The sequence below is a fragment of the Neobacillus vireti genome, assembly GCF_036962345.1.
GTDB lineage: Bacteria > Bacillota > Bacilli > Bacillales > Cytobacillaceae > Neobacillus > Neobacillus vireti_A.
Genome location: NZ_JBALNB010000012.1, coordinates 26,363 through 48,512 on the forward strand (window position 1 = coordinate 26,363; position 22,150 = coordinate 48,512).

Here is a 22,150-nt window from a genome sequence, read left to right on the forward strand (position 1 = left end):
TGTTTTTGGAGGACATTTACATGTATGTTTTAGGTATTGATGGCGGAGGAACGAAGACAGTCGGTGTTATTGCTGATGAGTTTGGAAAAATTGCTGCTCAGCAAACAGTTGGCGCGACCAATCAAAACGGCGTTGACCGTAAACAGGTAGAATCGGAATTACGAAACTTAGTTACTTCTTTAAGGCTCCAAAATGAAAGCGCATTCTCAAATCTATCTGTAGTGTTTGCTGGAATGAGCGGCGTTGATCGTCCTGATGCGAGAAGCTTTATGGAAAAGAGTATTTCAAAGTTGGTGCCTACTGGTACAAAGGTTGTTGTTGATATTGACGGAGTGAATGCCTTGTATTCCGGAACCTACGGGGCACCGGGAATCGTCCAAATTGCAGGCACTGGCTCCATCACTTTCGGTATGAATGCAAATGGTGATAGAGGCCGTGCAGGAGGGTGGGGCTATTTAATCGATGATGAGGGGAGCGGGTATGACCTTGGTAAGGAAGCATTACATGCAATTTTTAAAGAATATGATGGGCGAGGCAAAAAAACGATCCTAACGGAAAGTATCTTAAAGCATTTCAATGTTAGTCTGCCGCCCGAGTTAATCCAGACCATTTATCAGGTTGGAAAGGCACGTGAAGTCATTTCACCATTGAGCAGGTATGTTGCAGAAGCAGCAGACCAACAGGATGAAATAGCGAGAGAAATCATCCATCACGCAGGGAGAAAGATTGGGAATTCAATTAGCAGTTTAGCACAGCAGCTATTTCATAGTGATGGAACCGTTCCAGTTGTATTGGTTGGAGGAGTATTTAACCGCTCAGACTTATTTATACCTGCGATTGAATCCGTGTTGAAAGATCAAAAAGTACGTGCAAACTTAGTAAAACCGAAGCTTCCACCAGTCGGCGGTGCGGTAATCAAAGCACTCCAATGTAAAAATGTATCCATTCAGGAAGGTTTTGAGGCTGCATTTATTTTTGGCTCTGTTAAGTTAGGGTGTTGATTTGCCCTCCAGTAACCAGGCCAAGTAAAATAAGCGGAGATTTTCCAGTTAAATGAAAAATTGAGCCAATTTTGACTTAAATAAGCGGAGATTTTCCGGTTAAGCATAGAAAAAACCTCCATTTTCATGTTTTTTAGATAAATAGTCGGAATTTCTCCGTCTATTTACGCTATTTTTATTGGTAAATTCGAATTTAGCGGAATTTCTCCGCCTATTTAGATTCCGAAAATGGATTAACACTGCCATATTTTAAAATGTGAAATATTAGTGCGAAAATATTTATAAAATTTTGAATTTTTATTTCAAAAATGAATACATAGTCGTATAATAGTAGATGGAAGTAAAAAACATAATAGTTAAAAACTCGGAGATGTGAGGGGGATGCCAACATGAAATTGATCGGCTGGGATCATCAAAGGCTTAAAGAACTAGTCGCGCTTTGGAACTCAGAAATTGGTATGCAGTTCCCACTGAGAGAAGAACTTTTTATTCAGAATAGCTTTGATGATGCAAATGTATTACGTTCTGGGTCGTTTATTGCGATAAATGATGAAGATCAAGTCATTGGTTTTGTCGTATCTAAATGCTGGCAGGAAAATTTAGACGTTCAAATGAATCACGATATCGGCTGGATTCAGGTGCTTTTAGTGAAGTCGAGCTATCGTTGCAGGGGAATTGGAAGCGCTCTATTAGGAAAAGCGGAGCAGGCATTAAAAGAAAGAAACATAAAAACAGTACATATTGGGCGAGATCCTTGGCACTACTTCCCAGGAATTCCGAAGAACTTTGAGAAGTCAAAAACATGGTTTGAGAAGCGAAATTATGTAAGTGGTTACATCGAGTATGATTTAATCCGTCACGATCAAAACCGGCCAAATTGTTTTAATCCATCTAGATATGATGTTCAATTTACTCTACTTAAAAAAGAAGAAAAACACGAGTTCCTTTCGTTCTTACAGCGTTGCTTCCCAGGAAGATGGGAATATGAAGCCATTCACTATTTTCAAAGAGGCGGTACTGGGAGAGAGTTTGTCATCGCAAAGAAAAACGGGAACATCATTGGGTTTTGCCGAATAAACGACCACAATTCTCCGTATATTGCACAAAATGTATACTGGGCACCGTTGGTGAATGAGGCGTTAGGTGGAATAGGTCCATTGGGAATTGATCCCAATGAACGAAAAAATGGATATGGGCTTGCCATTGTTGAGGCCGGTATTTCTTTTTTACGGGAACGAAATATACATAGTATTGTTATCGATTGGACTGGGCTCGTTAATTTTTACGGAAAACTAGATTTTGTGATTTGGAAGGAATACCAGCAGATGAGTAAGGATTTAAGTAAGGAACTCAAAAGATAAATAGTAAATTTGGAAAGGCGTGTCCAAATGAAAGTGAATATATTAAACCTAACAACAGAGCAGCGCAACCACAAATCAATCCATAGCGATCAACTGTCAACGAGTGAAATCGTTGCCTTAATGAATGAAGAAGATCGAAGCGTGGCAGATGCGGTTCAAAAGGTTCTTCCAGAGATTGAATTGGCAATAGAAGCAATCTATCAATCTTTAAAAAATAATGGGCGTTTATTTTACATTGGTGCGGGTACGAGCGGGAGAATAGGGATTGTTGATGCTTCTGAATGTCCTCCAACCTTTTGTACACCGCCAGAATTAGTGCAAGCAGTTATGGCTGGTGGAGAAACAGCGATGTTCAGAGCTGTTGAAGGTGCGGAAGACAGTCTAGAATTTGGGGAGAAGGATTTAGCACAAAGAGGACTAACTCAATCCGATGTTGTCGTTGGAATTGCCGCAAGCGGCAGAACTCCATATGTCATTGGTGCATTGAACTATGCAAAAGAGGTAGGAGCCGTAACGATAGCAGTATCCTGTAATCCAAATTCAGAGATTGGTAAAATCGCGGATCATAATATTGAAGCGGTTGTTGGACCAGAGTTTTTATCAGGATCTACACGATTAAAATCCGCTACGGCTCAGAAAATGATTTTAAACATGTTTACGACAACCACCATGATTAAACTTGGCAAGGTTTATGGGAATTTAATGGTGGATTTGAATGCAAGTAATGCGAAGTTAATTGAACGAGCGAGAAATATCGTAAGTACGATTACGGGTGTTTCTTACGAAGAATCAGCCAGGGTTCTTAATGAAACGGATCAAAAAGTGAAACCTGCTATCGTGATGATCCTTGCAAATGTTTCTTATGAAGAAGCGAATGAGGCCATCAAAGAAGCGAATGGATTTACGCGAACAGCCATTGAACTAGCAAAGGAAAGGAAGCTCTAGATTATGAAACGGAAAGTTCTTGATTTTCTTCAGAAGGAAATTCAATCGAATCATATTCCTGGAGCTGTGATTTATGTTTCCTTTCAGGGAGAGTGTGTGTTGGAAGAGGCAATCGGAAATCGAGTTGTTTTTCCTAACAAAGAGCCTATGGCCATCAATACTGTCTTTGATTTAGCGTCCTTAACCAAGCTAGTTGCCACACTTCCTGCGATTCTTACACTGGTTGAAAAAGGCACCCTGCATCTCGATGACCCAGTTTCCTTCTTTTTACCGGAGTTTGGGCGATATGGAAAATCAACGATTACGATAAAACAGTTATTAACGCATACATCAGGACTGCCTGCTCATCGAGAATATTTTTTGGAGAATTTAACGACTGAACAAATCTTGAAGCGAATCTATGACGAGCAATTGGTTGCACCCATTGGTGAAAAGGTTATTTATAGTGATTTGGGATATATAACCCTCTACAAATTAATTGAAAGTGTCACAAATGAGTGTTTTCAAGATTATGTCAAAAGAGAACTATTTGACAAGCTTGAAATGACGGAAACGACATTTAACCCGACATTTGAAAGAAGTCGTTATGCAGCAACGGAATATAGTGAAAAGCTAAATGATTACAAACATGGAATCGTACATGACGACAACACCGAAAGCATGGGAGGAATTAGCGGACACGCCGGGTTGTTCTCGACTGTTCGTGACCTTACTAATTTCACTAGGATGATTGAAAATGAGGGTATGTTTAAAAAAGAACAAGTGCTGTCTAAGGCATCGATTGAAGTGAGCAGAAAAAACTTTACAGCTTTTAGTAACGAATACCGCGGACTCGGATGGATATTGAAAAGTCCAACTTTTTCAAGCTGTGGAGATCTTTTTTCAGCGTCATCCTATGGTCACACAGGATTTACAGGCACAAGCATATGGTTTGATCCTGAAATAAAGCTTCATGTCATTTTACTTACAAATCGAGTGCATTTTGGAAGAAAAGATCCTATCCTTCGTCTTCGACCAAGATTGCACAACATCATTCGGTCACATTTTTAAATGAGGAGGAATTGACGTGTCCAATAAATTTCATTTAATGGTGGTTGGCGCACATTGTGGGGACGCAGAAATTCAGGCAGGTGCAATCGCCCATAAATATGCCAAAGCAGGGCACGAGGTGACGTTCCTGCATTTGACTGCAGGTGAAAAAGGGACACCAGCAGGTCTAACGGTAGAAAAGTATCGTGAACAAAAAATTAGGGAAGCGGAAAAAGCTGCAGCTGTATTAGGTGCAAGGAGTATCACGCTTGATTATAAAGACGCAGAATTAAGTGATAACGATGCTACCATCTCACATGTTGCAACCATATTCAGAAAGCTTAAGCCGAATGTAGTCATCACTCATTGGGAAAACAGCATGCATCCAGATCATGCACTGTGTCCAAAAATTGTTCAAGCAGCATGGCTTAAAGCGGCACTGCCTGGTTTTGATTTAGAAGGGCTGCCTCCACATTCGTTAACGAGAATGTTTCACAGTGAGAATTGGGAGGACATGGAAGGCTATTTGCCGGATATATTTGTCGATGTCACCGATGAATTTGACACCTATTTGGAAGCGCTGTCGCAGTACTGGTTTATTATGAATTCATCCTCTTTCCGTTACTATGATTACTACAAAGCACTTGGAACGATGAGAGGATGCCTCAATCGAACTACCTATGCACAAACACTCAAATTCCCAACAGGTGCGAATGTAAGAAAAGGATCAAGCATACCTGGATTTGAGCTTTAAACAAGAAAATGGAGGTGACAAGATGAATCTTCGGAACAAGGTCGGCCAGCTTATGGTCGTAGGATTCAAGGGTAAAACTGCTTCAGAAGAAATAAAAGAATTGATAAGAGATTTCCATGTGGGCGGTATTATTCTTTTTGGACGGAATATTGGAACACCACAGGAAATTTTAGCGTTAACCTCCGAACTACAGAAAACGGCAAAAGAAGCGGGACATGAACATCCACTGCTAATCTGTATCGATCAAGAAAATGGAGTCGTACGCAGGCTGGGGGAAGGTGCAACGATTTTTCCGGGTGCCATGCTGCTAGGTGCAACGAATCTCCCTGACAATGCCTATAAAGTTGGATTAGGAACTGGGAAAGAACTAAAAGCCTTGGGGATTAATTGGAATTTAGCGCCTGTATTGGATGTCAATAATAACGCAGACAATCCCGTCATTGGAGTAAGATCATTTGGCGAGAGTGCAGAAAAGGTTTCATTGTTTGGAAAAATGGCCATGAAAGGCATGCAGGATGCAGGTGTGATTACAACCTTAAAGCATTTTCCAGGCCATGGAGACACCAATGTGGATTCACATTTAGACTTACCTGTTATTGCACACGATATGGAACGATTAGAAGAAATAGAGTTGAAGCCATTTGTAGAAAGCATTCAAGAAGGTGCGGATACCGTCATGTCAGCACATGTCTATTTCCCTGCGATTGAAGATCAACAAGGCGTGCCAGCCACATTATCTAAAAAAGTCATTACAGGACTTTTACGAAATAAGCTGCAGTTTAACGGAGTGGTGACCACTGATTGCATGGAAATGAATGCGATTGCAAACACGATTGGAACAGCTCGGGGTGGTGTAGAAGCTATCAAGGCTGGAGTGGATTTGATTATGGTCTCTCATCTTCATAACCTGCAAAAAGATACCATTGAGGCAATTGCCAGAGCTGTTGAATCAGGAGAAATTGAAGACGCTGCATTGAATGCAGCCTTTGAACGAGTTACTAGATTGAAAGAAAAGTATTTAAATTGGGATGAACTTCAGTTAAAAGATGAAATTTCCGTTCCAAGTGTAGTGGGCTGTGAAGAGCATGAACAGACTGCGAAGGATATATATCGACAAGGCGTAACGGTGGTGAAAAACTCTGGAGTACTGCCGCTTGCAGCTGACAGCACACAGCGTGTATTGGTTGTTTACTCTGAGAACAGCTACACCATGCAAGTGGAAGATAAAAGATATTCATCCATGCTGCTAGGTAAGTCGATAAAGGAAATTGATCCCTCAGCACATGTGGTGGAATTATCAAACCCGCCGACGGAGGAAGAGATTAACACTATTTCTGAGCAAGCGAAAGAATATGAGGCAATCGTTGTCGGCACTTTAACTGCACTTCCTGGTAATTCGCAGATTACATTAGTGGAAAAATTACATGACACTGGAGTACCTGTTGTGGTTGTGGCAACGAGAAGTCCATACGATATTGCGTATTTACCAGATGTTGCTGCCTATTTATGTACCTATGAATTTTCCTATCCGGCGTTAAAAATGGCAGCCGCCGCTATTTATGGTTTAGAAAAAGTATCTGGAACTTTACCTGTTACCATTCCTTCATTTCAAAACAAATAAACGAGTGAGAGAGGGTGAAAAACATGGAAAATGAGAAGTTAGTCGTTGGACTAATGTCAGGCACTTCACTTGATGGAATTGACGCCGCATTAGTGTCAATTAAAGAAGAAAATGAAAAATTTGATATCAAGCTAATCTCTTTTTCAACACTAGGTTTTTCAGGTGTGATGAAGGAAAAATTACTAGAGTTATGTAATCCAGAGCGAGCTAGAATACAAGATATTTCTTCTATGAATATGCTCTTGGGAGAACTATTTGCAGATGCGGCCAAAAAGGTTGTAGCTGAAGCGGGTTTAAACATGAATCAAATCGACATCATTAGTTCACATGGTCAAACGATTTTTCATCAGCCAGAAGCTGTCGAAATCGATGATCACCCTATTACGTCAACCCTGCAAATCGGAGACATTGCTGTCATTGCCGAACGTACAGGTGTGATGACCATCGGTGACTTCAGAACAAGAGATATGGCAGCAGGCGGACAAGGAGCTCCATTAGTACCATATGCTGATTATCTACTCTTTAAAAATCCAGCATTTGGCCGTGTGCTCGTTAACATTGGCGGAATTGCCAATATAACGGTATTACCAGCTGGATGCGACGAACAAGCTGTCCTTGCTTTTGACACAGGACCAGGAAACATGCTAATCGATGCTTTTACTGAACTTGCAACAGATGGGAAACAATCCTTTGATCAAAATGGAGACATTGCCGCGGGTGGTAAGGTGAATGAAGAATGGCTAAAAGAGCTGCTCGCTCACCCTTATTACCAGCTTGAACCTCCAAAAAGTACAGGAAGAGAGCTATTCGGCCATGACTATGCACAGCGGTTATGGAAAGAGTCCAGCCATCTTACGGTGGAAGATCGAATTGCAACCATCACGGAATTAACAGCTCAAACACTAGCAAATGGCATTACTCACTATATTGAAAAAGGCAAGATTGAAGAAGTCCTCATCAGCGGCGGAGGATGGCATAACAAAACATTACTAAAAAGCCTGCGAAATAGTCTCCCGCAACATATCACAATGGATAGTACAGAGCAGGTTGGGTTATCAGGTGATGCCAAAGAAGCCATTGTTTTTGCACTATTAGGGTATCAATGTTTTATGAAGAGAACAAACAATTTACCAGCTGCAACAGGTGCAAAGAAACCTGTCATCATGGGGAAAATCGCCTGGTAAGAATTTAGCCTTGAAGGGGGGCGGGAGCCAAGAGGATAAAAGAATGATTGGTTGATTGAATGGAAAAAAACAAATAATTCTAATGGGGGTACTAACGTGAAAAAAAGAATTCGGTTTATTAGTCTTTTACTTGCAATCGTACTGTTCTTAGCTGCATGCAGCAGTAAAGGTAAGGATGAGAAAGCTTCAGGTGACGCGGAGGAAAAAGAATGGACAGGAACAATTACCATTTGGGATGGACCTCGCTGGCCAGACGATAAAGATAACAAATTCCACTGGATGGAAAGCAAAATTAAAGAATTCGAAGCAGAACATGAAGGTGTTAAAGTTGAATTGGTTCAAGTTCCGTGGGCAGAACTACCTGATAAATTAGGTGTTTCCATTGCTGGACAATCATGGCCAGATATTGCACCAGTTGATATTAGCGGCAGTGCAGTAAGTATAGACCATATCGACCAAGGTGTTATCGAGTCAGTAGATGAGCTTTTCACAAAAGAAGAATTAGAAGATTTTTATCCAAATGCACTTGATGCGTATAAGTTTGAAGGGAAACTTTATGGAGTTCCTAACTCTATGACGGTTCATACGATGCTATTAAACTTAGACCTATTCAAAGAGCGTGGAGTAGAGCCGCCGAAAAATGGTGAGTGGACATGGGAAGAGTTCTTAGCAACTGCAGAAAAACTAACATTTGACCGTGATGGCGATGGAAAAACAGACGTATTTGGCTTCTCAACCTATATTTTACCAGGCTATTATGAAGCATGGCCATTCTTCTACATGAATGGCGGAAGTCCATTAGATAAAGACATGAAGAAATTTACATTTAGTGATGAAAAGGCAGTTAAGGCAATTCAACAGCTTGCTGATTTAAAACTAAAAGATAAAGTATCTCCTGAAACATCTGGCGGACAAGACGTTGGGGGTACATTCCAAGCATGGGCAAATGCTGAACAAAGAACGGTTGCTATGCAGCCGTGGGCAACATGGGCAATTGGTGCTGCACAAGGTAAATATCCAACAAACTTCATGGTAGCAAATTACCCTACTGGTGATTCAGGTAAGCCTGTAACCATCGGCGGTGTTGGCGGCTGGACAATGTTCCACCAAGAAGAAGCTGGTAAAAAGAAAGTTGTAGGCGAGTTTATTAAATACATTTCTTCAACAGAAGAGCAATATACAATGGCAACAGAATATGGTACATTCCCTGCACTTAAGAGCGCTGCAGACAAAGATCCTTATAAAGACAACCCAGAAATGGCACGTGCGCAAGAAATGTCTTCACAGATTGTTATGCTTCCACGTCACCCTGAGTGGAAAAAAATTGATGAGGCCATTCAAACAGAATTACAGCTCGTATTTAATGGCGAAAAGACAGCTAAAGATGCAATGAAAGATGCAGAGAAGAAAGTAAATGAAATACTAAAATAGCAGCATCAAGATTTGCAGACTACCATTTTTTCTTGGTAGTCTGCAAGCTTATGATAAATTGGGGGCGTTAAATTGAAACCCGTTCAACAAACTTCAAATACGATTGTAATCGAAAGAAAACCATCGATCCTTTCTCAAATAAAAAAAAATCTTCCCGCTTATTTGTTTTTATTTCCAAAGTTAGTCCTGTTTATCGCCTTTATTGCCATACCCGTAGTTTGGGCTTTTATTTTATCCTTTCAGGAATATAAAATTTTTGGAAGCGAATGGGTAGGCCTTGATAATTATGTGAAGGTCTTTCAAAGTGAAGCGTTTTTTATCGCACTAAAAAACACGTTTTTATTTACGGTTGTAACGGTACCGTTTAATGTGGTGAGCGCGCTCATCATCGCAAGTCTAATCTACCCTTTAGGAAAACTGTCACAAAGCTTTTTCCGAGCGGCATTTTATTTGCCTACAGTTACATCCATGGTAATCGTGGCCATGGTTTGGCGCTGGATGTATAACACTGATTTTGGGATTTTTAATTATGTTTTAGGCTGGTTTGGCGTGAATCCGATTAACTGGCTGGGGCAATCCTCCTCAGCACTTTGGGCGCTTATTATCATGCAATGTTTAATTCCTTTTGGAGTGGGGATTATTTTATATTTAGCTTCGATGGGATCCATTTCTGAATCTCTTTATGAAGCAGCAACCATTGATGGTGCCAATAGTATCCAAAAATGGATTCATATCACTTTACCATTATTAAAGCCATCAACGCTGTATTTAGTTTTATTAAGTACAATCGGTTCATTCCAAGTATTTACGCAGATTATCATGATGACAGGCGGCGGACCGGGTTCCGCAACAGAAACACTTGTTCATCTTATTTATAAGACTGGTTTTAGGGATTTTGAATTTGGATTAGCTGCGGCACAATCTGTTGTTTTATTCTTTATCATTCTATTATTCTCAATCATTCAATTCCGTGTACTTAAGTACGATGAGTAGGGGGGAACTAAATGCGAAATTCAAGAAGTGTTCAGAAGCTAAATAAGACGATCATCTATGTATTACTAGGCTTTTTTTCAATCGTTTCCCTCTTGCCTCTTTATTGGGTTTTTAGTACATCGATGCAATTAAGCAGTTACCAAGATGAAGAATTAGAACGTTCCGTATCCTATGTAGATTCTAATCCTCCAAAGATGTATCCGATGGGGATTCCTGAGTATTTTGAGCACTGGGGGAAAGCCCGCGAAGCAGATAAAAATGGTGATGTGAAGGAAGAGGAGTATCACCGCGAAGTCATGGACAATATTGTGTCCGATACCTTTTCTGGTTTTACCACATTGTTTCAAAAGAATAATATTGGCCGCTGGTTCCTAAATAGTACCTATATTGCAGTGATTGTCACGATAGGGATTCTATTAATCGATTCGATGGCAGGATATGTCCTGGCGAAGAAACAATTTCCGGGTAGAAATATCATTTTCTGGTCCATCATCGCGACGATGATGATTCCTGGTCAAGTTACCCTCGTACCATTGTTTATGATGGTGAAAAATCTGGGAATCATGGATACCCATTATGCACTTATTTTTCCAGACTTAGCCATGGTATTTGGCGTATTTTTAATGAGACAGTTTATGTACTCGATTCCAGATGAATTACTCGATGCGGCGAAAATTGATGGTGCAAGTGAATGGAAGACCTATTGGAAAATCGTCCTGCCATTAGCAAAACCAGGGCTGGCAGCATTAGGAATCTTTACGTTTATGAGCGTCTGGAATTCATTCCTATGGCCGATCATCGTCCTAAATGATGCCAATCTTTATACGCTGCCAGTGGGTCTAAAATCATTGCAGGATGCCAACCTTGCAAGCTTTAAATTACTCATGAGCGGTGCAGCCATCGCAGCTGTTCCGATGATCATCGTCTTTATCATGTTCCAGCGTCATTTTATCAAAGGTTTGACATTGGGCGGTGTCAAAGAATAATAGCGTTACAACAACAAGAGAGATCTTATCTCTCTTTTTTTTGAAGGCTGTTACGTAACGATTGTTGTTAAAATCCTAAAGCCGATTTTAACGTGGCAATAGTTATTTTGCGCCTTTGAATTTAGTTTGCAAGCTCTTTTCCTACGTTTATGCTGTTTTTCTGTGAAAACACGGGACATTTATTAATTTTTGTTTTAAAAGCAACAAAGTTTAGGAAAAGAGCCTTTTTGAAGGGAGGAATACATGTGAAGCTAGGACTTGATGTGTTTTTTGAAAGGAAGATTCAAGAATTTAAAGGGAAGAGAATCGGACTTGTGACTAATATGACGGGGGTTAACCATCGGCTGGTGCCTACGATTGATCTTTTCCATGGTCATCCTGATATTCAGCTGAGTGCTCTTTTTGCACCAGAGCACGGAATACGCGGTGACGCAAAGGAAGGGGAGAAGCTGGATTCCTTTATCGATCCGTACACGAAGGTTCCGGTCTATAGCCTATATGGAACCTCGAAAAAGCCGAGTATAGAAATGCTTGATAGTGTAGATGTGATCTTTTTTGATTTACAGGATATTGGTGCACGCTATTACACGTTTATTTACACCATGGCCTATGTGATGGAAGCATGTGCGGAACATGGGAAGCATTTTGTTGTATTAGATCGGCCGAATCCTATTTCAGGGTCATTGATGGAAGGGAATTTAGTGAAAAAAGACGTTCGTTCCTTCGTCGGACTTTATCCGCTGCCCAATCGCCATGGGATGACGGTGGGTGAAATTGCGTTACTGTATAAGCATGAATTTGGAATCCATTGCGACCTAACCGTCATTCCAATGGAGGGTTGGGAAAGAGATATGTATTACGATCAAACGGGTTTGTTTTGGGTGCCTCCATCCCCAAACACAACAGGGATGGATATGAGCATCCTGTATCCTGGAACTTGTTTAGTAGAGGGAACAAATTTGTCGGAAGGAAGAGGGACAACTAGGCCATTTGAATTCATTGGCAGTCCATATATAGATGGTTACCGCTTGGCAAAGGTGTTTAATGAAAAAAGCTTACCTGGAGTGCTAGCACGACCGATTTCCTTTATTCCAACCTATCAAAAACATAAAGATACCGTCTGTGAAGGTGTTCAATTACATGTTGTAGATCGGCATTCCCTAAATTCTTTTAAAACAGGATTAACATTAATTGAGACCATTGCCGAAATGTATCACAATGACTTTGAATTTTTAGAGCACAGTAACGGAAAATTCTTCTTTGACTTATTGGCCGGAACAAAGGATTTAAGAGCTCGAATTTTAAGTGGCGATACCAAGACGTTTTTAGAAGAGTGTGAGGAAGAACTACACGCTTTTTCAAAGCAGAAACAACCTTACTTACTATATAATTAAAGGAGGAATAAACTACGTGAATATTTTTCGATATTATCAATCTGGTGATGAGAAGGAAATTGTTCAACTTTGGAATGAATGTTTACCGAAGGACCCCATTACTTCTGTAAGATTTCGAAATTTAGTGCTGTTAGATGCAAATTTTGATCCAAAAGGAATGCGTCTGGCTTTTCATGATGATACATTAATTGGTTGTGTCTATTCTGTAAGAAGATTATTACCGATGTTCGGTGTGGATTTAGAACCTGACAATGGCTGGATTCCTTTCTTTTTTGTAAAAAAGGAATTTAGAAGATCGAATGTTGGCGCTGCCCTTGTTGGTGAAGCCGTTGATTTTCTTGCATCAGAAGGCAGGAAAAATGTCTTTTTCGCGTCCTATGCACCGAATTATATTTTACCGGGCATTGATGAAGAAACCTATCCGGCCGGGTTCCAGTTTTTACAAAAGTTAGGTTTTGAAAAACTGAACTCACCTGTAGCGATGGATCGAAACTTAATCGGATTTGAAATCCCAACAGAAGTAGCGGAGTTAAAAAAGCAGCGGGAGCTTGAGGGATATACATTTTCTTCTGCAGATGACAAAGACCTGTATGAAGTGATTCAATTTGCGAATACAAAATTTAATCCTGATTGGGGACGAGCCATTCGTGAAGGGATCCTCCAGGGTCTTCCACTCCATCGCATTTTCGTTGCGAGAGAAGGAAGCAAGCTTGTTGGCTTTTGTATTTATGGGGGCTATGAAGGGGTGGCTGATCGATTTGGTCCTTTTGGAGTGGACCCAGAGCAGCAAGGTAAAGGTTTAGGCAAGATTATGTTACATGTATGTTTACAGGCAATGCGGGCTGAAGGGCTCCATGGTGCGTGGTTTCTATGGACAAGTGAAAAGACCTCTGCAGGACATCTTTATAAAAAGACTGGATTTGAAGTCACACGTAAATTCCATGTCATGAGAAAAATAATCTAGTTATAGTAGAATTTAAAGAAAAAGTGAGTTGATGGCCATGTCGTTTATGACCGGAGGATTAGTTATGCTTTCCGAAATGCAAAGTAAACTCCCTCCATCTGAAAAGAAAATTACTGAATATATATTAGAAAATCCACATGAAACGATATCCTTAACTGCCAGTGAACTGGGCAAGCGAAGTTCTACGAGCGGTGCAGCCGTCATCAGACTTTGCAAATCATTGGATTTAAAAGGGTTTCAAGAATTGAAGCTGAGGATCGCCGGTGATTTACAGAAAAAAGACAAGCAGGGATTTAGAGATATTGAACCGAATGAATCACCTTTATCGATCATTGAAAAAATGACGAATAATAGTACGAAAACGCTGCATGAATCTGCAGAACTATTAAGTATAGATGAGCTTAATAGGGCAATTAAGGCGATAAAAGAGGCAAGAAATATCCATTTCTTTGGAGTTGGGGCTTCTAGTATTATTGCACAAGATGCACAGCAAAAGTTTTTGCGGATCGACAAGACTGCCACCGCATTCCAAGACATGCATATGGTCGCTACCTTAGTAGCAAACGCACAAAAAGGTGATGTTGTCGTTGGTATATCCTTTTCAGGCAAGACCTTAGAAGTTGCAAAGATTTTAAAGCTTGCAAAGAAGAAGGGGATAACAACGATCAGTTTGACTAAATACGGCACTTCTTTAGTGACAGAGCTTGCAGACATTAAATTATACACCTCTGCTACAAGAGAACCTACCTTTAGGAGTGGAGCAACTTCGTCAAGAATTGCACAGCTGCACGTCATCGATATTCTTTTTATGTGTGTAGCTTCACAGCAATATGAAGAGACGGTTAAGCATTTAGATGAAACAAGGGAATCAATTGATTTCTTAAGGGAAAATATGAGCTTGTGAAATACTAGTAAACTTGTAACTCTATTAGGTCACATTAATAGAGTTTTTTTATTAGTATATAGTCATTCGGGACTTTAGTATTGGAAAAATTTTAATATGGGTGAAATAAAATTTTAAAAGTATTATGAATTATTTGAAATATTATATTGACCTCGATGTATGCGTTTCCTATAATTAAAGAGTAATAGTATAAAAGGGAGGGAGAAATCTTACATATTACCAGCTTTATCTGACAAAAAGAAAACGCTATCAAAATTTAGGAGGTCTATGATGATAATAAAAAAGGTATATAAGTTAATTCGTATAGTAGCAGCAGTCATGCTACTAGTTGGACTTTTTCCACAGCTGTTACCTGGACAGGCGAATGTTTCAGCAAGCTCCTGGGATTTAGTTACAGAAAAGATTATGGCGAAAGATACTGCGAATAAAACGCTAGAATTAGAGATTCATGGAGTTCTGCCACTGCATGAAGATTATGAAGTTACACAGATCATTGACGGGAAAAAAGTTGAAAAATCACTAAAGGATGTAAGAGTCGGTGCAGAAAATGTCACTGTTAGGGTAAATCATAAAGGTGAAATTCATAAAATCTTTATTGAAGGGCCGACTCCAGTTGAGAATATGAGAGTTGGTATCATGACTACAGGTTTTGCATCAATGGACCATGATAAGATTGAAATGAGTTCTCCAACAGGGCTTACGATTCTTGATAAGAGAGCAAATGCAAGTTTTGAGATTGTTGCTAATGAGAAGATTATTTTTACAGCAGTTTCAAATGTAGTCACAGTTAAAAATCAAGATGGTACGGAAGTTTACTCGACCTCAAATCGTCTTTATGTGTCTACAGAAGAGGGCAGTAAAATTAAGGTAGACAATATTACGAGAGCTGCGGGGGTTCCTTCCTATCGAGGAATTTTTGAAATTACAGCAGCTGCTGGTAAACTAAAATTAATCAATGATGTGGATTTTGAAGAGTATTTATACCAGGTAGTTCCTAGTGAAATGCCAGCTTCCTTCGGACTAAGTGCTTTAAAAGCACAGGCGGTTGCAGCTAGAACGTATGCTTTAGGAGATTATTTAGGTGATCGATTTGCTAAAGATGGTTATTTTGTTTTAGACAGTGTCATGAGCCAGGTGTATAACAATACTGCTGAAAATGCTTTAACCACACAAGCGGTACAGGAAACAAAAGGGGTTATTATGTATAGTAAGGATGGCAGTTTAGTAGATGCTAGATACTATTCTACTTCAGGTGGTTTTGGGGCATCTAAACACCAGGTATGGGCCGATGGGGATGGATCATTCCCAGGGCAGGCAGTTCCATATTTACTAGCACAAAGCCATACGTTTGATCCCAATGATTCTAGTAAAATGCTTACTATCGATACGTCAGACGAACAACAAATACTAGACTTTTATAAAACACTTTCTTATAGAGGATATGATGACACATCTGCTTACTTCAGATGGAAAGTAAGTTTCACTAAAGAAGAGCTAGCGAATACCATTAATAGCAATATTAAGGGTAGATATGCTGCTGATCCTAATTTTATTTTAACAAAAAATGAATCTGGTGAATTTGTAAGCCAGCCGATTCCTGCGGAAGGCATTGGAGAATTTTTAAATATGTACGTTATAAAACGTGGTGATGGCGGCAATATTATGGAACTCGTCATTGAAGGTACGACTGGAACCTATAAAATTGTCAAGGAATATAATATTCGTTTCACTATAAGACCAGTAAAAGCTTATACTGGTGGTGGAGATGTATTATTGTACCGTGCTACAGGTGGAAGCACTGGTTATACTGCTGCACCGCTAACAAACTATACGATTCTACCTTCTGCGTTCTTTAGTTTTGAAATCGACGGAGAAAATGGTGTTACCTTCTTCGGAGGCGGGAATGGCCATGGTGTAGGAATGAGTCAATACGGGGCTTCTCAATTAGGTCTAAGCGGATGGGCGTTTAATGACATATTAACACACTATTATCCTAATATGACTTTGACGGATGTTTCTGTTATTGGTAACTAATTGGAGCCAAAATAAAAAAGAGAGGGGGAAGTGCCAATCGGCATTTCCCCCTCTCTTTCTAATGAAGAACACTTACTCGGTATCTACATCTGCCCATTTATATTCGTAGGTTGCTCCAAATGGGTTCACGAACACACCCTTCACTTTTGGAGAAACTAATTGTGCTCTTGAAGATTGGTAAACTGGGGCAATTGCCGCATCCTCAAATAGTACTTTTTCAGCCTCTAAGAAGTTGTTGTATCGTGCCACACTATCTGTAGCAAGGGTTGAAGCTGTTTCACTTACTAACTTGTCATATTCCGGGCTAGAATATCCAGTCCAGTTGTTACCGCTATCCGTGGTCCATAAGTTCATGAATGTAAATGGATCAAGGAAGTCAGGGCCCCAACGGGTAAGCTGCATTTGATAATCCATATTCGAATCTAAATCTAGACGCTGTTCTTTCGGAACTTGTTTAATATTAACCTTTAAACCTTCTAGATTGGTTGAAAGCTGGTTGGCAACATATTCAACTAAATTCTTAGTGGTTTTGTCATCATCTGCTAAAAATTCGAGCTCAACAGAATCGGTACCTAACTCTTCCAGTCCTTTTGCCCAGAATTCTTTTGCTGCTTTTAGGTCATACGTGACAAGATCTCCACTTACTTTACGGAAATCCTCACCTGTTTCAGGCATTGGAGTAAAGTCAGCTGGAATCAGCCCATTCGAAGCGATCGAACCATTGTTTAAAATCTCGCCGACTAAAGCATCTTTGTCAAATGCTCTGCTGATGGCAGCACGAATATTCTTATTTGCCAGCGCATCCGATGTGGTTTGATTGAATTTTATGAAATAGGAAAAAGTTTCTGGTGAAACTATGTAATCATCACTTGTAGAATACTGGTCTACTAAATCGGATGTTAGATCGATTCGATCTACCGTTCCTTCTTCATATAAATCTAAAGCAGTTTGTGGATCTTTTACGACTTTGAACGTCAGTTTATCCATTTTCACTGTATTGGCATCCCAATACTCTTCATTTTTCACTAGATCCCATGAATCGCTTGTGCTTGTCCAATTGGAAATCGTGTATGGTCCATTCGATAATATGTTTTCTGAACTCGTTGCAAAACTATCGCCCTTTTCCTCCACAAACTTTTTATTTAATGGGAAGAATGTGCCGAATGTCGTTAATGTTTCAAAGTACGGTGTGGCGTTTTCTAATTCAACCACAAGTGTAAAATCACCGTCAGCTTTTACTCCCAGCTGATCCACGGCAAGTTCTCCTTTGCTGATCGCTGAAGCATTTTTGATTACGCCGCTCATCATGTATGGTCCATATTCTGATCCTGTTGCAGGATCAACGGCACGCTGCCATGCATAGACAAAGTCATGAGCTGTTACTGGATCTCCATTTGACCATTTTGCATCCTCACGTAAGGTAAAGGTCCAAGTCAGACCATCTTCACTTACTTTATGACTGGAAGCAACCCCAGGAGAGGCTTGTGTTTTTTCATCTAATCGGTATAGACCCTCCATTGTTGCAGCTAAATTAACAAAGGAAGATTCATCTGTAGCTAAAGATGGATCCATGGATGGAATGGCTTCTGGGTTTATAAAGTTAAGTACCTTTTCCTCCGTAACCCCGTCACTTTTTGTACCTGAAGATTTCTTGGATTCATCGCCTGAACAAGCTGCTAATACACTAAGCGCTAATCCAAACATTAAAAGTAATAACCAATTTTTTGCTTTCACTTCTTACTCCTCCTTGATGCGTATTGATTCTGAAAATTATATCTCTACAGAAAGTTGAAACTATAAATGCTAATTATAGGCATTACTAGATTGCTTGTAAAGTATTCTGCAATAATTTTTAGAAGATTTGATTTTTTTGTTGAGTATAGGCAGCTATCATGAACCGGATAATTTTCTGGATTGGTAGACTAATATTTTATCGCGAAGGAAATTACGAAATAGGGCTAGAAAGATAATTGTGCTAAAAATGAAGGGAATATTTTGCAGGCTACAGAAATATATAATGAACGATTACAAGTAAACAAGAAGGTGAAGATCTTGTTTTATGGGAGAGTAAAAAGGCTAAGCTATCACCTCACAGATATCTTAAAAGAAAGGCCTTTGTTGTCTGAAGGGGCCATTGTTTGGTGTGATCTTTTATTAGGGTCCGCAGAACATTCAGGGATTTATGTGGGGAATAATAAGATTGTTGAATTGACGGGGGATGGCGTGGTAAGAGAGGTAGGTTTTGAGCAATTTGTCTCTATAGGAGAAAGTCTGGTGAGAACGGGATTTACTGTTTATGCCCTATGTAATAAAGAGGGAGTCTTGGCTGATCCCAAAATAGCGGAAAGAGCATTGGATAAAAGAGATGACCCAAGGGGGTATAACCTGTTTACAAAAAACTGCCACCAGTTTACGGCAGGGTGTATCACAGGAAACTTTACGAACAAAACCCTGACGTTTGAACAATTAAAATGGGTAACTGCGTTACATTTTGGAATCCTATCACTTACATCTAGAGTGGTTTGCGAGGTTAAAGTTTAACCATTTTACGTGGTGCCTGTCACCGATGTGGTGGAGAAAGCAGCCATATGTTGCTGTACTGTTGATTTGTGCTCCACTTGCCCGAAACCATGGGAGCCCGATGATTTGGGTAACATAGAAACGCCCCACTTGAAATAACGGAATGACAACAGCCATTGTCATTCCGCTATTTTGGGTGTGATTATAGTTGTTATTTGATGTTATAAAGGTAAATAAAGGAATAGGAAATTTATGTTAAAATATAATTGTAGTGAATTTGTCTTGTTCCGTTAAAGGACAAGATTGTCGAATAAGGAAACAGGTTGAATATGAAAATAATAATCGAACTTAACTTTTTATAAAGGAGATGACTTTATGTCGATTGGTATTAGTAAAGTTCAGGACGTTCTAGAAAATTACAAATATGCCGTTTATGAAAAAGATGCTGAAAAATTCCTATCTGCCTATGCTGCTGATGTACATATTTATGATTGCTGGGGAAACTGGGAGTGTACGGGTATTTCTTTATGGAGAGAAAATGTGATTGAGTGGTTTAATGGATTGAGTGAAGACGGAGATATACTAAAAGTAGATTTTAATGATTTAACTATAGAGGAAAATACTAATATTGCATTTATTCATTGTGCCGTTACGTTCGCTGCTTACAAAGAAAAATCTGAAGAGAAACTTCGTCAAATGACAAACCGTTTTACATTTTGCTTAAAAAAAGTAAATGAGTCTTGGCTCATAACACACGAACATTCATCATTGCCAGTAGATATGCAAACTGGAAAAGGTATGTTCAACCTAAAATAATAAGAGTTACAGGTAGTAGGGGAAAAAAGTAAAATAATTTCACATATAATCCCTCTATTTGCTTCTACAATCGGAGGCTTTAATGAAAAAACGCCTCTAAAAAAGGACAAGCTTGGAGTTACTCTGAGCTTTTTTTGTGTGCTATTTAACGTATGATAGAAGTTGCTGAGTGCGGTCTTTTGTTTTTTAAGGAAAATTTTTCTAATACCCTTGTATTGCAAGGTATACCGATTTATACTGGATGTATACCTTGCAATACAAGACATTGAGAGTGGTGAGTGAATGTCACAAACACAAATGATGAAGGGAATATTAGATGGCTGCCTCTTGGCAATCATCTCGAAGAAGGAATGCTATGGCTATGAGATGGCTGAGAGCTTAGGCAGGTATGGTTTTGATACGATCAGTGAAGGCACCATCTATCCATTATTAATGAGAATGCAGCGTGAAGGGCTAGTCACGTCTGTCCTTAGAAATTCTACAGCTGGCCCCAAGAGAAAGTATTACTCTTTAACAAACGAGGGACAGCAAGCATTGAATGATTTTCTAAGTAGATGGGAGCAACTTGAAAAATGTGTGAATGCCGTTATTAAGGAAGAAAATTAAGAGGCGAGGTGGAGAATGTGACAGCAAATCAATTATCAATAAAGAGTAAGAAATTTCTCGATGACTTACGAGTATATTTGTTTTCAAGCGGGAAAAACGACCGAGAGATTAGAGAAATTACGGAAGAACTTGAGGATCATCTATATGAAGCTGAACAAAATGGTAAATCCATTGATCAAATCGTAGGTGCCTCACCAAAGGAATATATGATGAGTATTTCAAGTGAAATGAAGACGGACTATCGTGCTTGGGCAAAATATATACCACTTATAATTGTTGGTTCTTTGTCTTATTTTGTATTTGGAGACCTAATACATGGGACATTAAGCTATAGCCTATTAAAAATTATTGGAAGTATTGTGTATAGCATCTTGTTCCTTGGCGGAGTAATGATTGCTTTTCGCTATATAGCTAGAAATCAACTGTCGAGAATGGTAGAGTTTTTCATCTTATTGGTGCCGGTTATGATTAGTATGTTATTAATCGGAGGAATACTAATCGTTGATTCTATTTATAAAACGCCGGTCATTGATTTTGGAATGATAGGCAGTTTGGTCATTGGATTGTTTACTCTTTGTTTTATTATCCTATTTTCTGTTTGGGCGAAGACGGTTATTTTGCCTGTAACATTACTAGCACTTCACCTGCCCACATATTTATTATCATTTACTTCTTTTAATGTAGTTACACAGTTAATTACGAGCACAGTCATCACTTATGTATGTATTGGACTATATTTATTTTACATGGTGAAGAAGGAAAAAAGGAATAAGGAAATAATCGAATAGAAACCTGCTGATACTTCTAAACTAAATAGGATTACCTATCATATTAAAAGGAAACAATGTAAAAGTAGCGTAACTTTTCTCCATCATCTACAATATAGTCAGACAGCTATTGTGGACAGATCGCTAGAAATTATTAGAGAGGCGGAAAATGGTATGGAAACATCTAAAAAAGTAACAGTAGCAACAACCGTTCAAGCACCAGTAGAAAAGGTATGGGAATATTGGACAGAGCCAACTCATATCAAAAAATGGAATTCAGCTTCAGAAGACTGGCACACACCTATTGCTGAGAATGATTTACGAGTAGGCGGGAAATTCCTTTCAAGAATGGAAGCAAAAGATGGCAGTTTTGGTTTTGACTTTGGCGGAGTTTACGATGAAGTGAAAGTACATGAGGTTATTGCGTATACACTGGGTGATGGAAGAAAGGTAAACATCACTTTTAAAGGTCAAGATCACGCAACCGAAGTCATTGAAACGTTTGATGCGGAAACGGAAAATCCAGTTGAGATGCAGCAACAAGGATGGCAGGCAATTCTAGATAATTTTAAAAAATATGCAGAGGAAACATCTATTTAAAAAGTACTAAACGGAATTAATGGCGTGTGTCTGTGGCGATGATTTTTCAAATTGCCAGGGATACTGCCATTTTTTCTTTGGCTTGTTAGACAGCAATAATAACGGTTGGATTAATTGTGCCCGTAAATCGAGAGGGAAGGAAATAGGGTAACAATAATGGAAGGATTGTGCCCGTAAATCGAGAGGAATGGAAATAGGGTAACAATAGTGGCCCGCCTCTTATTTTGAGGAATCTATTCG

At 39.4% G+C, this 22,150-nt stretch carries 20 protein-coding genes; 19 read left to right on the top strand and 1 reads right to left on the bottom strand.

All coding sequences use genetic code 11. The features are described 5' to 3' along the window. Positions 1–20 precede the first annotated feature (20 nt). From V7108_RS14710 to V7108_RS14775, 14 genes are all read left to right on the top strand, one after another. Complete coding sequence (locus V7108_RS14710) at positions 21–1,001, top strand: N-acetylglucosamine kinase (protein WP_335568628.1); 981 nt, start codon at positions 21–23, stop codon at positions 999–1,001. 389 nt (positions 1,002–1,390) lie between these two features. Then, complete coding sequence (locus V7108_RS14715; RefSeq protein WP_335568629.1) at positions 1,391–2,362, top strand: GNAT family N-acetyltransferase; 972 nt, start codon at positions 1,391–1,393, stop codon at positions 2,360–2,362. A 27-nt stretch (positions 2,363–2,389) separates the two neighbouring features. Continuing rightward, on the top strand, positions 2,390–3,307 hold the full coding sequence (gene murQ, locus V7108_RS14720) for an N-acetylmuramic acid 6-phosphate etherase (RefSeq protein WP_335568630.1): 918 nt from the start codon (positions 2,390–2,392) through the stop codon (positions 3,305–3,307). A gap of 3 nt (positions 3,308–3,310) precedes the next feature. Continuing rightward, positions 3,311–4,357 (top strand): serine hydrolase domain-containing protein, encoded by a 1,047-nt coding sequence (locus V7108_RS14725; protein ID WP_335568631.1) that lies wholly within the window; start codon positions 3,311–3,313, stop codon positions 4,355–4,357. Positions 4,358–4,373: 16 nt separating this feature from the next. Then, positions 4,374–5,090 carry a PIG-L deacetylase family protein gene (locus V7108_RS14730; protein WP_335568632.1) on the top strand — a complete coding sequence of 239 codons (717 nt, stop codon included), beginning with the start codon at positions 4,374–4,376 and terminating at the stop codon, positions 5,088–5,090. Positions 5,091–5,112: 22 nt separating this feature from the next. Continuing rightward, positions 5,113–6,711, top strand: a complete 1,599-nt coding sequence (gene nagZ / locus V7108_RS14735) for a beta-N-acetylhexosaminidase (protein ID WP_335568633.1) — start codon at positions 5,113–5,115, stop codon at positions 6,709–6,711. A 23-nt stretch (positions 6,712–6,734) separates the two neighbouring features. Then, the gene (locus V7108_RS14740) at positions 6,735–7,895 is read left to right on the top strand and encodes an anhydro-N-acetylmuramic acid kinase (protein ID WP_335568634.1); all 1,161 of its coding nucleotides are present in this window, start codon (positions 6,735–6,737) and stop codon (positions 7,893–7,895) included. 96 nt (positions 7,896–7,991) lie between these two features. Then, positions 7,992–9,326, top strand: coding sequence for a sugar ABC transporter substrate-binding protein (locus tag V7108_RS14745; RefSeq protein WP_335568635.1), 1,335 nt, complete (start codon positions 7,992–7,994; stop codon positions 9,324–9,326). Between the two features lie 72 nt (positions 9,327–9,398). Continuing rightward, complete coding sequence (locus tag V7108_RS14750) at positions 9,399–10,319, top strand: carbohydrate ABC transporter permease (RefSeq protein WP_335568636.1); 921 nt, start codon at positions 9,399–9,401, stop codon at positions 10,317–10,319. 11 nt (positions 10,320–10,330) lie between these two features. Beyond that, entirely contained in the window at positions 10,331–11,305 is a 975-nt protein-coding gene (locus V7108_RS14755; protein WP_335568637.1) for a carbohydrate ABC transporter permease, read from the top strand. Positions 11,306–11,550: 245 nt separating this feature from the next. Continuing rightward, positions 11,551–12,699, top strand: a complete 1,149-nt coding sequence (locus V7108_RS14760; protein ID WP_335568638.1) for an exo-beta-N-acetylmuramidase NamZ family protein — start codon at positions 11,551–11,553, stop codon at positions 12,697–12,699. A 16-nt stretch (positions 12,700–12,715) separates the two neighbouring features. Further along, on the top strand, positions 12,716–13,663 hold the full coding sequence (locus tag V7108_RS14765; RefSeq protein ID WP_335568639.1) for a GNAT family N-acetyltransferase: 948 nt from the start codon (positions 12,716–12,718) through the stop codon (positions 13,661–13,663). 64 nt (positions 13,664–13,727) lie between these two features. Then, a complete protein-coding gene (locus tag V7108_RS14770) occupies positions 13,728–14,567 on the top strand; it encodes a MurR/RpiR family transcriptional regulator (protein WP_335568640.1) in 840 nt (279 codons plus the stop codon). Positions 14,568–14,837: 270 nt separating this feature from the next. Next, the gene (locus tag V7108_RS14775) at positions 14,838–16,601 is read left to right on the top strand and encodes a SpoIID/LytB domain-containing protein (RefSeq protein ID WP_335568641.1); all 1,764 of its coding nucleotides are present in this window, start codon (positions 14,838–14,840) and stop codon (positions 16,599–16,601) included. A gap of 72 nt (positions 16,602–16,673) precedes the next feature. On the opposite strand, the gene V7108_RS14780 is transcribed toward V7108_RS14775, so the two are convergent. Then, positions 16,674–18,335 (bottom strand): peptide ABC transporter substrate-binding protein, encoded by a 1,662-nt coding sequence (locus V7108_RS14780; RefSeq protein WP_335568642.1) that lies wholly within the window; start codon positions 18,333–18,335, stop codon positions 16,674–16,676. 261 nt (positions 18,336–18,596) lie between these two features. On the opposite strand from V7108_RS14780, the gene V7108_RS14785 reads away from it, so the two are divergent. From V7108_RS14785 to V7108_RS14805, 5 genes are all read left to right on the top strand, one after another. Continuing rightward, entirely contained in the window at positions 18,597–19,142 is a 546-nt protein-coding gene (locus V7108_RS14785) for a hypothetical protein (protein ID WP_335568643.1), read from the top strand. A gap of 354 nt (positions 19,143–19,496) precedes the next feature. After that, positions 19,497–19,937: a YybH family protein gene (locus V7108_RS14790; protein ID WP_335511346.1), complete on the top strand. Its 441-nt coding sequence runs from the start codon at positions 19,497–19,499 to the stop codon at positions 19,935–19,937. A gap of 282 nt (positions 19,938–20,219) precedes the next feature. Beyond that, positions 20,220–20,543 carry a PadR family transcriptional regulator gene (locus V7108_RS14795; protein ID WP_335568644.1) on the top strand — a complete coding sequence of 108 codons (324 nt, stop codon included), beginning with the start codon at positions 20,220–20,222 and terminating at the stop codon, positions 20,541–20,543. A gap of 17 nt (positions 20,544–20,560) precedes the next feature. Beyond that, the gene (locus V7108_RS14800) at positions 20,561–21,331 is read left to right on the top strand and encodes an HAAS domain-containing protein (RefSeq protein ID WP_335568645.1); all 771 of its coding nucleotides are present in this window, start codon (positions 20,561–20,563) and stop codon (positions 21,329–21,331) included. A gap of 153 nt (positions 21,332–21,484) precedes the next feature. Next, positions 21,485–21,910: an SRPBCC family protein gene (locus V7108_RS14805; RefSeq protein ID WP_335511339.1), complete on the top strand. Its 426-nt coding sequence runs from the start codon at positions 21,485–21,487 to the stop codon at positions 21,908–21,910. Positions 21,911–22,150 lie beyond the last annotated feature (240 nt).

Excerpts from the sequence above, each read along its gene's own strand:
- V7108_RS14725 (WP_335568631.1), top strand. The coding sequence starts at position 3,311 with ATGAAACGGAAAGTTCTTGATTTTCTTCAGAAGGAAATTCAATCGAAT.
- V7108_RS14740 (WP_335568634.1), top strand. The coding sequence starts at position 6,735 with ATGGAAAATGAGAAGTTAGTCGTTGGACTAATGTCAGGCACTTCACTT.
- V7108_RS14790 (WP_335511346.1), top strand. The coding sequence starts at position 19,497 with ATGTCGATTGGTATTAGTAAAGTTCAGGACGTTCTAGAAAATTACAAA.
- V7108_RS14775 (WP_335568641.1), top strand. The coding sequence starts at position 14,838 with ATGATAATAAAAAAGGTATATAAGTTAATTCGTATAGTAGCAGCAGTC.
- nagZ (WP_335568633.1), top strand. The coding sequence starts at position 5,113 with ATGAATCTTCGGAACAAGGTCGGCCAGCTTATGGTCGTAGGATTCAAG.
- V7108_RS14770 (WP_335568640.1), top strand. The coding sequence starts at position 13,728 with ATGCTTTCCGAAATGCAAAGTAAACTCCCTCCATCTGAAAAGAAAATT.
- V7108_RS14755 (WP_335568637.1), top strand. The coding sequence starts at position 10,331 with ATGCGAAATTCAAGAAGTGTTCAGAAGCTAAATAAGACGATCATCTAT.
- V7108_RS14805 (WP_335511339.1), top strand. The coding sequence starts at position 21,485 with ATGGAAACATCTAAAAAAGTAACAGTAGCAACAACCGTTCAAGCACCA.
- V7108_RS14710 (WP_335568628.1), top strand. The coding sequence starts at position 21 with ATGTATGTTTTAGGTATTGATGGCGGAGGAACGAAGACAGTCGGTGTT.
- V7108_RS14795 (WP_335568644.1), top strand. The coding sequence starts at position 20,220 with ATGTCACAAACACAAATGATGAAGGGAATATTAGATGGCTGCCTCTTG.
- murQ (WP_335568630.1), top strand. The coding sequence starts at position 2,390 with ATGAAAGTGAATATATTAAACCTAACAACAGAGCAGCGCAACCACAAA.
- V7108_RS14715 (WP_335568629.1), top strand. The coding sequence starts at position 1,391 with ATGAAATTGATCGGCTGGGATCATCAAAGGCTTAAAGAACTAGTCGCG.